Source organism: Dongia rigui (assembly GCF_034044635.1).
Taxonomy (GTDB): Bacteria; Pseudomonadota; Alphaproteobacteria; order Dongiales; family Dongiaceae; genus Dongia; species Dongia rigui.
In genome coordinates this window covers 278193-291080 of the sequence record NZ_JAXCLX010000003.1, presented here as the reverse complement: position 1 = coordinate 291080, position 12888 = coordinate 278193, and the positions used below count along the sequence as shown (strand labels likewise).

12 protein-coding genes are annotated in these 12888 nt (G+C 59.6%); 6 read left to right on the top strand and 6 right to left on the bottom strand.

The features are described from left to right. Positions 1–8: 8 nt before the first annotated feature. A complete protein-coding gene (locus tag SMD31_RS17075) occupies positions 9–1208 on the bottom strand; it encodes a LegC family aminotransferase (protein ID WP_320502131.1) in 1200 nt (399 codons plus the stop codon). Further along, the gene (locus SMD31_RS17070) at positions 1183–2187 is read right to left on the bottom strand and encodes an NAD-dependent 4,6-dehydratase LegB (protein ID WP_320502130.1); all 1005 of its coding nucleotides are present in this window, start codon (positions 2185–2187) and stop codon (positions 1183–1185) included. Before SMD31_RS17070 ends, SMD31_RS17075 begins: the two co-directional genes overlap by 26 nt. Before the next feature lie 108 nt (positions 2188–2295). Here SMD31_RS17070 and neuB point away from each other — a divergent pair, with 108 nt between their 5' ends. From neuB to SMD31_RS17055, 3 genes are read left to right on the top strand one after another with little or no spacing between them, the layout of a single operon-like run. Then, on the top strand, positions 2296–3387 hold the full coding sequence (neuB, locus tag SMD31_RS17065) for an N-acetylneuraminate synthase (protein WP_320502129.1): 1092 nt from the start codon (positions 2296–2298) through the stop codon (positions 3385–3387). Continuing rightward, positions 3384–4013 carry an acetyltransferase gene (locus tag SMD31_RS17060; protein ID WP_320502128.1) on the top strand — a complete coding sequence of 210 codons (630 nt, stop codon included), beginning with the start codon at positions 3384–3386 and terminating at the stop codon, positions 4011–4013. The genes neuB and SMD31_RS17060 overlap by 4 nt, the downstream gene beginning before the upstream one ends. Positions 4014–4047: 34 nt before the next feature. Next, the gene (locus SMD31_RS17055; RefSeq protein ID WP_320502127.1) at positions 4048–5094 is read left to right on the top strand and encodes a nucleotidyltransferase family protein; all 1047 of its coding nucleotides are present in this window, start codon (positions 4048–4050) and stop codon (positions 5092–5094) included. Between the two features lie 5 nt (positions 5095–5099). Here SMD31_RS17055 and SMD31_RS17050 read toward each other — a convergent pair whose 3' ends face one another. The 4 genes from SMD31_RS17050 to SMD31_RS17035 are packed head-to-tail and all read right to left on the bottom strand — an operon-like array spanning position 5100 to position 9059. Continuing rightward, positions 5100–6461 (bottom strand): hypothetical protein, encoded by a 1362-nt coding sequence (locus SMD31_RS17050; protein WP_320502126.1) that lies wholly within the window; start codon positions 6459–6461, stop codon positions 5100–5102. Positions 6462–6467: 6 nt separating this feature from the next. Continuing rightward, positions 6468–7109: an imidazole glycerol phosphate synthase subunit HisH gene (gene hisH, locus SMD31_RS17045; protein WP_320502125.1), complete on the bottom strand. Its 642-nt coding sequence runs from the start codon at positions 7107–7109 to the stop codon at positions 6468–6470. After that, on the bottom strand, positions 7106–7879 hold the full coding sequence (gene hisF / locus SMD31_RS17040; protein ID WP_320502124.1) for an imidazole glycerol phosphate synthase subunit HisF: 774 nt from the start codon (positions 7877–7879) through the stop codon (positions 7106–7108). The genes hisH and hisF overlap by 4 nt, the downstream gene beginning before the upstream one ends. A 25-nt stretch (positions 7880–7904) precedes the next feature. Continuing rightward, on the bottom strand, positions 7905–9059 hold the full coding sequence (locus SMD31_RS17035) for an N-acetyl sugar amidotransferase (protein WP_320502123.1): 1155 nt from the start codon (positions 9057–9059) through the stop codon (positions 7905–7907). A gap of 238 nt (positions 9060–9297) precedes the next feature. Here SMD31_RS17035 and SMD31_RS17030 point away from each other — a divergent pair, with 238 nt between their 5' ends. The 3 genes from SMD31_RS17030 to SMD31_RS17020 all read left to right on the top strand — a co-directional run bounded on the left by SMD31_RS17030 (position 9298) and on the right by SMD31_RS17020 (position 12882). Beyond that, positions 9298–10302 (top strand): FkbM family methyltransferase, encoded by a 1005-nt coding sequence (locus SMD31_RS17030; RefSeq protein ID WP_320502122.1) that lies wholly within the window; start codon positions 9298–9300, stop codon positions 10300–10302. A gap of 14 nt (positions 10303–10316) precedes the next feature. Continuing rightward, positions 10317–11201 (top strand): sulfotransferase domain-containing protein, encoded by an 885-nt coding sequence (locus SMD31_RS17025; RefSeq protein ID WP_320502121.1) that lies wholly within the window; start codon positions 10317–10319, stop codon positions 11199–11201. 163 nt (positions 11202–11364) lie between these two features. Continuing rightward, positions 11365–12882, top strand: coding sequence for an MBOAT family O-acyltransferase (locus tag SMD31_RS17020; protein ID WP_320502120.1), 1518 nt, complete (start codon positions 11365–11367; stop codon positions 12880–12882). Positions 12883–12888 lie beyond the last annotated feature (6 nt).

Here is a 12888-nt window from a genome sequence, read left to right as displayed (position 1 = left end):
CCGTCGCCTCAGGCCAGCAATTGCGGCGCGCTCGGCAGATTCACCAGACGCGGTTGCAAATTCTCGGCGGCCTCGAGCGGCATGCGCGGCGCCGATTGATACATTGGCAGATGGTGGCTGAGGCGCCAGGCGGCGCGGCACATGAACCCGGCCGCATGCGTTGCCTTCAGCAGCGCGTCGCGCTCGGCGAGATCGCAATCCTCGAGCACCGCCGCCACGAGCCAGAAATTGCTCTGGGCATAGGCTGGTTCCTTGAGGATGGAGACGCGGTTGAGATCGGCAAAGGCCTGTCCATAGCGGTGTTGCAACGCGCGCTTGGCGGCAAGACGCTGTGGCAATGCCTCCAGCATCGCGCAGCCCAAGGCCGCGTTGATGTTGGGCATGCGGTAGTTCCAGCCCACCTCGTCATGGATGAACTCGAACGGGTGGGCCGTCTTGGCGGTCGAGGTGAGGTGGCGGAGGCGCCGACCCACTTCGGGATCGCGGGCCAGGATGGCACCACCGCCGCCGGTGGTGACGATCTTGTTGCCGTTGAAGCTGAGGCAAGCGATCGGCGCCAGCGACCCGCAGGGCCGTCCCTTATAGCTGCTGCCGATGGCCTCGGCCGCGTCCTCGATCACCGGGATGCGCCAGCGCGCCGCGATTTCCAGCAGCGGGTCCATGTCGACCGGATGGCCGAAGCAATGCATCGGCAGGAGTGCGGCAAGCCGCCGTCCGGTCAGGCGATTTCGGGGACCGCGGTCGGTCATCTCGGCGATGTCGCCCAGATAATCGCCGAGCTTGGCCGCATCGACGCCCAAAGACGTGGCCTCGCTGTCAACGAAATGGGGCGTGGCGCCGAGATGCGCGATCGCGTTGTTGGTGGCGACAAAGGTCAGGGTGGGCGAGAGCACTTCGTCCCCGGCCTCGACGCCGGCAACCCGCAAGGCCATCTCGATGGCAACCGTGCCGCTGGAAACGGCCGCGCAGGAACCGGCGCCGGTGAGGTCGGTCAGCATGGTTTCGAAACGCGAGACGAAGGCGCCGTTATAGGAGACCCAGCCGGTATCCAGGCATTCCTTCACATAGGCCCATTCATTGCCGGCAAAATGCGGGTCGTGCAGCTGCACCGGCCCCGTCACCTGCGGCAAGACGGTGCGCAGGGCGCCGACGAACGCCTCGTTGAGCGAGGGGGCCACCCCGTCAGAGCTGGTAGCGGGTCGGGTCATAGCGTTCGAGATTCTTCGGATTGGTGAACCAGGTGATGGTTTCTTCCATGCCGCGGCCGAAGCCTTCAAGGCCGGCATAAGCGGGGCGCCAGGCGGTGATGCGCTGGGCCTTGTCGGTGGCGGCCCAGAGGCGTTCGACCTCGCTGTTGACGGGGCGCAGCCGATCATCGTCGACATTGATGGTGATCTCGCGGCCCATCAGCTTGGCAATCAGATTGGCTGCATCGCCGACCGAGATTTCGAAGCCGGAACCGATATTGGTGACTTCGCCGATCGTGGCCTTGGAGTCCGCCACGGCGATAAAGCCGGCCACCGTGTCGCGCACATAGCAGAAATCGCGCGTCGCGGTGAGGTTGCCAAGGCGGATCGAATTCTGGCCCGCGGCAATCTGGGTGATGATGGTCGGCAGCACGGCGCGCGTCGACTGGCGCGGCCCGAAGGTATTGAAGGGGCGGATGACCGACACCGGCATGTCGAAGCTGCGCTGGAACGACAGGGCCAGCTGGTCGGCGCCGACCTTGGTCGCCGCGTAAGGCGATTGGGCGTTGAGCGGGTGCGCCTCGTCGATCGGCACGTATTGCGCGGTGCCATAGACCTCGCTGGTCGAGGTGTGGACGAAGGTCGAAACACCCTCGTCCCGCGCCGCCATCAGCAAATTGAGGGTGCCGGTGATGTTGGTGTCGACATAGGAATCCGGCGCCACATAGGAATAGGGAATGGCGATCAGGGCAGCCAAATGGAAGATCCGGTCGCTGCCCTTGACGGCGGCCCGGGCGGATCCGGGGTCCCGGATGTCGCCAGCATGAACCTCGATTTCCGCCAGGATTTCCTTGGGCAGGGCGTCGAGATGACCGCGCGTGCCGAAGGAATTATAGAGCGTGAAGGCGCGGACCTTATGGCCGGCGCGCACCAGGGCTTCGGTCAGATGCGAGCCGATGAAGCCATCCGCACCGGTAACAAGAACTCGGGCCTGGCCCATTTTCCCTCTTAAAACGCAATGACTAGTGGCAGAATTCGCGGCGGAGTATAAGCATGGCCAAGAAATCAGAACAAGCAGCATCAAGGCTGCGCCCCCGGGAGTAACAGATTGACCGCGAAGGATGAATTGAAACGGGTGCTGGTCATCTGCGAGGCCGGCGTTAACCACAATGGCTCGCTCGAGCGCGCCTTGGGGCTGGTTGATGCTGCGGTCGAAGCCGGTGCCGATGTGGTGAAGTTTCAGACCTTCAAGGCCGAGCAGATTGTGACGGTCGCGGCGCCCAAGGCCGCCTATCAGGACCGCAATGCGCCGGAGTACCGCTCGCAGCTCGAGATGCTGAAGGCGCTGGAACTCGATGCCGACGCGCATCGCGCTCTTCTGCAGCATTGCCAGCGCCGGGGCATCCAGTTCCTGTCCACCCCGTTCGATTCACAATCTGTACAGTTATTGGCGGGCGAACTCGGCCTGACTTTGTTGAAGGTTTCGTCCGGGGACCTGACCAATGCTCCCCTGCTGCTGCAGATGGCGCAGTCGGGGGCCCGCTTGATTCTCTCGACGGGCATGGCCACGATGGAGGAAATCGAGGAGGCGCTGGGTGTGGTCGCCTTCGGCTATCTGGGCGGCCCATCGCCGAGCCGTACCGCCTTCCGGGCGGCCTGGGCGAGCGGCGCTGGGAAGGCGATTGTGCGCGAGCGGGTGAGCATCCTCCATTGCACCAGCGATTACCCAGCCCAGCTTGGCGACGTGAATCTGCGCGCCATGGATACGTTGCGCGACCAATTCGGCCTCCGGACGGGCTATTCGGACCACACGCAGGGCATTGTCATCTCTCTGGCGGCAGCAGCGCGCGGGGCAGAGATCATCGAGAAACATCTGACCCTCGACCGGAACCTGCCGGGGCCGGATCACCGGGCGTCACTGGAGCCTGGGGAGTTCGCCGAGATGGTGGCCGGCATTCGGGCTATCGAGACGGCATTGGGGACAGCCGAGAAGCGACCCACCGCCGCGGAACTCTCGACGCGCAAGGTCGCCCGCAAGACGATTGTCGCTGCCAAGGCAATCGAACGTGGCGAGGTTTTCACCGTCGAGAATCTGACGACGAAGCGGGCCGGCGCCGGCAAGCTGCCGGCAGAACTTTGGGATCTGGTCGGGCATCCGGCACAGCGCGCCTACGCCGCTGACGAGTTGATCGACGCATGATGCAGCCAGCTGCCAAGAAGCCGGTCGTCGTCTTGGGGGGGGGCGGCCATGCCCGTGTCGTACTCGACGTCCTGCGGGCGATGGGGTACAGGATCCAAGGCGTTATCGACCCCAAGGAGTTGGCGCCATTGCCGGGCGATGTGCGCTGGCTCGGCGCCGATCTTGGCTGCGTGCGGCCGGTGGACTGCGATCTGGCCCTGGGTGTCGGGTCGGTCGGCGTCGGCCCGCGCAATCTGCGGCCGCGCCTGTTCGCCGACGGGAAGGCCGCCGGCTTCCAATTCGTCGTCCTGCGTCACCCCACCGCGATCGTGGCGCCCGATGTCGAGATCGCCGAAGGCGCACAGATCATGGCCGGTGCCGTCATCCAGCCCGGCACCGTGCTCGGCCGCAACGTCATCGTGAATACCTCGGCCTCGATCGACCACGATTGCCGCATCGGCGATCACGTGCATGTGGCGCCCGGCGTCGTGCTGTCCGGCGGGGTCTGCATCGGCGAGGGTGCGCATCTCGGGACAGGTGCCGTGGTCATTCAAGGAATCACGATCGGTGCCGGCGCGATGATCGGCGCCGGCGCAGTCGTTACGGAATCGGTACCGACGGGTGCCAGACTGAAATCGGCTCGCTGAGCTAGATGCGCGCGGAACAAGAAGGGACGTTCAGGTGAAGAATTGGCGACAGGGATTGCTCCTTGAGGGAAGTTCAATTCGTGACGCGATGTCGGTTCTGGACCGGTCGGCACTGCAGATCGTGCTGGTTGTTGACAAAGATGAACGGCTGCTGGGAACGGTGACGGATGGTGACATCCGGCGCGGTCTGCTGCGCGATCTCAATCAGGCGACCAGAATCGTGGAAGTGATGAACCGGACACCGATCACGGCGCCGGAAGGCCTGCCACGCCAGGAGCTGATTGAAATTCTGCGGCGGCACGACCTGCACCACATTCCGATCGTGGCCGCCAACGGGCGCGTCGTGGGCCTGGAAGCCGATACCGAGCTTTATGAAGGTGCCGAGCGCGACAATTGGGTGGTGTTGATGGCGGGTGGCCTGGGACAGCGGCTGCGGCCCTTGACTGACGATATCCCCAAGCCGCTGCTGGCGGTGGGCGACCGGCCGCTGCTCGAAATCATCATCGACCGTTTCGTAAGGCAGGGCTTTCGCCGCTTCTTCGTCTCGGTCAACTACCGGGCCGACATGGTGAAAGAGCATTTCGGCGACGGCACCCGTTTCGGCTGCGACATCCGCTATCTCGAGGAGCGCGAGCCGCTGGGAACGGCCGGTGCCATAGGGCTGTTGCCGGAAATGCCGACCGCGCCTTTTATCGTCATGAACGGCGATCTGTTGACCACGCTGGATTTCGAGCGGCTGCTCGAGTTTCACACCAAGCATGGGGCCGATGTTACGCTGGCAGTGCGGCGCTACAGCCATCAGATACCTTACGGCGTTGCGGAAATTCTGCACAACCGCGTCACCAGCATTGTCGAGAAGCCAATCAAGGAATGCTACATTTCCGGCGGCATCTATGTCCTTTCGCCCAGTGTTCTTTCCAAATTACAGCCGGTGCGGCAAATCGATATGCCGGATCTGATGCGCGACGTCATCGCCGGACGCGGCCAAGTGTCCGCTTTTCCGGTGACTGAATATTGGATCGATATTGGTCGGATCGAGGATCTCGAGCGGGCACGGCGAGAGTTCGATATTACCTACTAGCCGATCTAGCGGCGATGGGTGCGCGCGATCGCCTCTCGGACAACCTCGGTCACGAGATGCGATGACGATGTGTTCGCTTCGAAATGCGAGAAGGCGGCAAAGCGCCCAAGACGCGCAGCCTGATCTCCACGCGGATCGGTGCGCCCGGCGATGATGTCGCGGATGACCGTTTTCAGTTGTTCCGGATCGGTGACAAAGCTCGCCACCGCCTGATCTTCCTGACGCGCCGGATGCAGCGTCGTATCGTTGACGCCACGCACGGAATCGCCCCAAAATGGAATGACTATCGCCGTGTCGCAGAGCAGTCCTTCCAGCACGGCCGAGGAGTTGTAGCCGATGATCCCCTTCGATCTGCTGATCAGATCGGGTAGGTCAATTTCGGCAACCACTTTGACGCGGCTGCCCTGAAGGCCCGGAAACTGGCGAAAATGATTCTGGACCTCATTGGGCTTCTTCGCTTTCAGGACGAACTGCACCAACTCGGCGCTTTCGGCGGCAAGAGCGATGAAGCACTCTAGCACCTGTGCGAAATTCTTCGGCGCCAGATAGAGCGGATCGGCATAGGAGAAGAGCGTAATGGTGTCCTTCTCGACGGATTGCCGGCCGCCGGTATCGCGCCAGGCATCAAAGCGGGGCCAGCCGGTTGTCGTGATGGTGCCGTGATGGAAAGCGCCGGTTTGATAGAGCGCTTCCCGGGTCGGATCAGACGCCACGGCCACAGCGGCGCCGCGATAGCGGAACTTGGCGAGCAAGTACTGCTTCTTCACCAACTCCGCTTCGCTTGGCCAAAGGTAGTTTTCGCGGCAGAGCGCGACGAAGGGAATGCCTAGTTCTTCGCACGCCAGCTTCAGCGCTTCGTCCTGCCAGTAATCCATATTGCCGGCGAGGATCGCATGGATCGGTCGAATCGCATGCGCAGCCCGCAGGAAGGCAAGGCCGAAGCGCTTCAAATGCGGGCGAACCCAGCGAATGTCTTCCTCCACGTAGTTGTATATATAGGTCTGCCGCCGCCATTGCGGCGGTACCCAATCTTCCTGCGGTCGCCGGACGCTTTGCACGCTGATGTGCGGAAAGTTCACCTCGCCGTGCCGGCGCATCTCCGCCACGTCCTTGCGCAGCATCGCCCGGTCGAGGCAGAGCACGTTCGGCCGGCCCTCGACCGGATCATTCCACGAAATCTTGCGGGCCAGCGCCGCGCCGGCCCGGTCAATCCCACCGCTTAGGCTGTCGAAAGCCGCACGCGCACGGTAACCCCAGTCGATGACAGTCGGCTGAATGACCTTGTCGAAACCGCGATCGAGATAGGACGCCGGATATTCCTCGGTCTCAACGCTCGAATCTTGCTCAGGCTGAGATGAATGAGACATAACCATTTACGTCTTTAAGAAATTGGTGAAAACGCTGATACCGGCGGGACCGCTCTTCTCCGGATGGAATTGCAGTCCGAGCAGGTTATCCTTGGCGACGGCAGCGACTACATCACCGTCGCCCAGCCGATAGGTTGCCAGCCTGTCAGCCTGATCGATGGGTGCCGCTGCATAGGAATGGAGGAAGTAGAACCACGCACCGTCCATGGCTGCAAGTCCTGCCGCCATTTTGGCGGTATTTGCGGGGCTCAACTGCAATTTGCGCCAGCCGATGACCGGCAGCTTGGCCGATTCACTGTGCAGGACCCCGAGATCAATCCGGTTGACGCTGCCCTTCACGAGACCAAGCCCCAGATGGCAGCCGAATTCGTTGCCGACCTCGAACATGATCTGCATGCCGACGCAAATGCCCATGAACGGGCGCTGGGTTCGGGCAAAGCCGTGGATCGGCTCCAACAACGAGCGGCGATTGATCTCGTCCATGCAATGACCGAAAGCGCCGACGCCCGGTAGTAGTAGGCGGTCTGCCGTCTCGATCTCCTTCGGGTCGGCTGAAGTGACCGCCTCGGCGCCCGCAGCCGCAACGGCGCGGGCAACGCTGACAAGGTTGCCGACGCCGTAATCGACAATGACGACCTTTCCCGTCATGACACGAGCACTTCCCGAACTTCGAAGGAATTGTGCCGCAGCAGGTGCCGCCGCACATCCTGGAGAGACAGCCAGCGGTAATGCAGCGCCGAGGCGATGGCAACCGCATCGACCTCGCCCTCGACGAAGCAATGCTCGACTTGGTCGACCGTCTTGATGCCGCCGGATGCGATAACAGGCACGGTGCTGATTGCCGCCACCGCACGCGTCAGATCAATGGCCACGCCGGCACCGGTACCATCCTGATCGATCGAGGTGAGCAGGATCTCGCCTGCGCCGCGCTCGATCGCTTCCTTCGCCCAGGCGACGACCTCTCTGCCGCTGCGCTCGCGACCGCTGTCGGTCAGGGCTTCCCATTTTCCACCCGGCTGGCGTTTCGCTTCGATCGACAGCACGATGCATTGCGAGCCGAACTGCTTTGACGCCTCATCGATGAGGTCGGGCCGCGCGAGCGCCGCCGTGTTGATGCCCACCTTGTCGGCACCGGCGCGCAGCGCCGCCTCGACATCGCCCGGCGAACGGATGCCGCCTATGAGGGTGATGGGCACAAAGACGTCGCGCGTCACATCCCTGATGACGTCGAGCAGAGAGTTCCGGCCATAAAGGGAAGCGACGACATCGTTCAAGACGATTTCGTCGGCGCCAGCGCTGTAGTAACTACGCGCCATCTGGTGGGGCTCGCCGATCCGACGCAGACCCTCGAGATGAACGCCCTTCACAACATAGTCGTTCTTGATGTCGAGGCGTGCGATGATGCGCGCGTTCTTCATATCACACCGATCGCCGTAGCGCAGATCACTTCCAAATGGGGCTCTTCAGCTCCCAGTCGTTGCCGACCTTCTTCCAAACATGCTCTGAGCGCCACGATTCCACGATTTCCCAGAACTGGTCTTCCGACATCTGGCAATAATCCAGGAATTCCTTGAAATGCTTCTTGGGGAATTCGCCGTCGTAGCGCTTGATCAGCGCGATGCCTTCTTCGCGCGTGATTTTCTGATCGCGGATCTCGTGGGCGCTGTCAGATGTGGCGCGGCCAATACCGAATTTGATGAAGCCCATCCAGTAGTGGAAGCCATCGAGCCGGTCATCCAAGCTCGCATATTTTGAATAGGTGCCTTCGCTGTGTTCAGGATTGGGCAGGAACCCGGTGTGTTCGCGGGCGTAATAGTAGTTTTCCTGCGGGTCCCAACACTTGTAGTAGCCGAGGAAATGGATCTCAGTCTTGTTTTCCATGACGCGCGCATAAGGCGGCGCTTCATAGAGATGGAGATCGCGCTCGGTCAGTCCGTAGGCCTTCCAGGTGTCCGGATTGAGCCCGGAGAAATAGAAGACGTCGTGGTCGACGATTTCGCGCGTTGGTTGATAGGCGTATTTCATATTGCCTCCGTACTCGACCTCGCCGTTCTCACCATACATTATGAGCTGGATACCGTGATGGACGGCCGTGCGGAGCGGGAAATTGGTCTGCCCGTAGATAAAGGCCTGGAACGGATCACCGAGATGTTCGAAGCCCAGGCGGACCAGTTTCCGGTTTACCTGCGGGTTCGGGCGGCCGAGGATATGATCGAAGCCGGCAGCCAGGAAGTTCCGCAGATTGGTTTCGCCGATTTCCGTGTAGATGTTGGGCGCCCATTTGACGGTCAGCGGGTTCATATTGTATTTGTATTTCAACTGATGGGCGACGAAGCTGCCGTCCTTGCCGCCGCTTACCGGCACGACCACGTCATAGGATCCATCGCGGCGCCGGAAGCGATTGCACAGATCCATCAATTCGCGATCGCGCTCTGCCCAATCGACCTTGGTCCTCTTATATTCCGCATAATTACAGGCGCTGCAGACTCCATCCTCGTCAAATGTGATCCGAGGGCGCTGATTAGAGATCGTACAATTCTTGCAGTAGCGAATTTCGGCGGGCAATTTGTATCGCGCAATCGTGTCGTGTTTTTTCACCGCAAGTATCCCCAGAATCCTGTTCTTAGCCAACCCGATGACTATGGCACCCTAACCACAGAGGCGGAAGAATCTCAAGTTTTCTTGCCAATTGATAACTGGTTCCTGGTCCATCCCAGCAGCCCAGGCTGGGAGCCCAAATAACGTGAACCTTGCGGCAATCGAAGCTTGAGCCGGGAGTGCAAAGCCACTACAAGGCTAATTTGTCATTGCTTGCGCTGGCCGTTGCGGGGAATAAATGCAGCGATTCTTAACTCTTGCTGGGCTTCTGAATGGTAGCCGGCTGCAGTGTATCGACGTTGGGGCGCGTGGGGGCATGCAGTCGCACTGGCTCCCGTTCTCCTCGTTAATAGAATTGGACGCATTTGAGCCTGATCCCGCCGCTTGCGAGCGGCAACGGAAGTTAGCTCCGACCAATGAGCATTGGCACCCCTATGCGATTGGTCATAAGGATGGTCCAGGTACTCTTTACGTAGTGCGCAAAGAATCTTCCTCTTCGCTTTATCCACCTAACAAGCCCGTTATGGATGCGTTCGCACCGAAAGGCTCGGGTGACTTGGTGCGCGAGGTTCCTGTAAACCTTTTACGGCTTTCAACGGTGATCGAGGCTCAGAAGCGACCGTCTCCCGAGCTCATAAAGCTGGACGTGCAGGGCGCCGAGCTTGATGTGCTGCGTGGGCTTGATCAGCAACATTGGCAATCGGTCTTGGGCCTTCAGGTCGAGGTCGAGTTCGTCGAGGAGTATTTGGGCCAGTGCCTATTCTGGGATGTCGATTTGGAGATCCGCAACAAGGGCTTTGTACTCTTCGACTTGCTGCCGGTCCGACTGCACCGAGTAAACGAAGGCAGGGAATACTACTATCTAAGGAAATATTTGGGCATGGGACGGAATAGAAATGATGTGTCTCGCCGTTTAATTGCCGGCGATGCGCTCTATTTGCGATCGCCGGAATCGATGATATCTGCCGACCGGAATATTGCTGCCAAGTATCTTCTGATCCTGCTCATTTATCGATGCTTTGATGAGGCTCTCTGGTTCGTGGAAAAGTTCGCAGCGGCCGGGAAGATCGATAATCAGGAACTCGTCGGCCTTATTGGACTTATACGTGCGCTAGCACCTAAGCCAGATATTCTGCAGCGTAGCGACTGGTTGGGGCGGCAGGCAAGAAAGTGGCGTAAGCGACTTAAACTCGGCTCAGCCAGAAAGCAGGATTTCTGGCTGAGCCGCAGCTGGGATTTTTGACTTACGATTCCTGAGTGATTCACGTGTCATTAAAGCCAAGTATCAAGCCGGGCCGAAAGCCGACAGAAGCGAGTAGAAAGAAAGTGTACGAGCGTTACTTTGTCAAGCTGAGGAAATTCGCTACGAGGAGATATGCGACATTTGATCGATGGCTCTTGCGTAGAATTTATCGGGCTCGCGATCGTCACTTCCCTCCGCTGACGATCATCTCACTTCCGAAATCGGGTAGCGTCTACCTGCAGACGGCGTTGCGGCGGACCCTTCGAATCCCGATGATCAAGTTCGACGCGGGAGGTACCTTCGATACTTCATTGCGCTACTTTCCTCTACGGCAGTTCGCCAAGGGCAATGCCTTGACCCGCGTCCACATGCTGGCACGCCCGCATTTGGTCCAGGCGCTTCGACATAGCGGCATTCTTAAGATCATGGTGCTGATCCGCGATCCCCGGGACGCCATAATTTCATGGTCGAAGCATGTCGACAGAAATCTGACCAGCCGCGGAATCACTGGCGCTATTATCGACGTGGAGATGGAACTGCCTGACGATTTTGCGGATTGGACCAGCCATGACCGGCTGCGCTGGCAGATCAAGAACACGCTGCCACGCTTCTGCGAATGGATACAAGGCTGGGTTGATTTGTCAGCGGACAGTGACGTGCAGATCGAATTCTTCGATTTTGCAGATATGGCCGGGCAGGAGGGTGCGTTCGTCGAGCGGGTACTGCGATACTTCGGGATCGATTATGATCCGGCTTGGGTCATCGTACCCGACGCCAAACCTGGTCGGCATAACATCACGAGCCTGCAGAGGTCCCATCTCGATCCAGATCTTCAGGCGCTTGCTGACTCGATTATCCCGACCAAACTGCTGCAGCGCTTCAACTGGGACAAGAGATAAGTTTCTCCGAGATCTGACAATCCGAATGGCCCTGAAATGAGCCTACCGTATTTAGATCGAGCGGGGCGATCCAATAGTTGGCAACTGCCGCTGTTCATACTACCGTGTCGGATAGTCCCCGACTTACTTAGATCGCAAACCTTCGGAACGCGGCTCGGGCAACTTGCTATTTAATTCCCTGGAATTCATCGCCATCTTCCTGCCAGTCTCCTTGCTGGTGTTTCATCTGACTGGACGATATGCCGGGCAGGCTGCTGCAATTTCGACACTCTCGATCGCGTCCGTTCTATTTTACGCGTATTGGAGTCCGATCTACATCCTGCTGATAGTAGCGGAGATCACATTCAGTTTTTGCATCGGGCGTTACCTATCAGATGCGGCAGTCAGTTCCGCCACTAAACGGAAGGTGCTCATCTTCAGCATCGCGTTGCTGCTAGTGACGTTAGGCTACTTCAAGTATACCAATCTGCTGCTGAGCGGAATCAACTCTTTGATGGGAATCCATTTCCCGATTCTCGTCATCATTCTGCCTCTCGGCATTTCATTTCATACTTTCCAGCAGATTGCCTATCTAGTTGACGCGTCGAAGGGGCGCGCACCGATCTATCACTTCAATCAATTCGCCCTCTTCGTCGTTTTCTTCCCGCAGCTCATCGCCGGCCCGATTGTTCATCATCACGAGCTTATTCCGCAATTCTCAAGGCCGGCGTGGACACGGCTCAATCCGCAGAACGTCCTGGTCGGTTTCTCCTATTTCGCGCTAGGCCTGTTCAAGAAGACGATGATAGCCGACTGTTTGGCGCAGATCGCTAGTCCGGTGTTCGACAACGCCGCCGGCGGTGCCGCGATTCCGGCGTTGCGGGTCTGGGTCGCGATGCTGGCTTACACGCTGCAGATCTATTTCGACTTTTCTGCCTATTCGGATATGGCGGTGGGCCTTGCGCGAATGTTCAACCTGCGCCTGCCGATCAATTTCTTCTCGCCCTACAAGGCGAAGAACATCTCGCAGTTCTGGCGGCGCTGGCATATTTCGCTGTCGCGTTTTCTGCGCGATTATCTCTATGTGCCACTGGGCGGGTCCCGTAAAGGGGCAAGCCGGGCTGCAGCCAATCTGATGATCACGATGCTGTTGGGTGGGTTGTGGCACGGCGCGGGGTTGCAGTTCGTGATCTGGGGCGGCCTGCACGGTCTCTTTCTGGCGGTCCATCGTACGGTGTCGCCGGCTATTCCGGCTGCGCTCAAAAACAACAAGATTTACGGTATCGGCGCCACGATGCTAACGTTCTTCTGCGTGAGCTTTGCTTGGGTGTTTTTCCGTGCGGATGATCTGCAGACGGCACTGTCGATGTTTGCGGCGATGATCCCGACCGATGAAGCCAGCCGCAGCTTGAGCACCAAGTTCATCAAGCATGCGCCGTTTGACGGCTGGCCTGTTCTGCTGGGGGCATTGCTGCTGGCATTGTTCGCGCCGAACCTGCCGCAGATCTTCCGCCGTCAAAGCCCTGCCTTGCTGACTGGCGTGCTGGACAAGGCGGTCTTCGCGCAGATCCGCCGCGCGCCGGCGCGTTTTCTGGTCTGGCGGCCGGGCCTGGTCGGCGGGCTGATCATCGGTATCTGTTTTGCCATCGGCTTCCTGGCGATATTTGCTTGGCAGTCCGAGTTCCTTTACTTCCAGTTCTAATGTCGA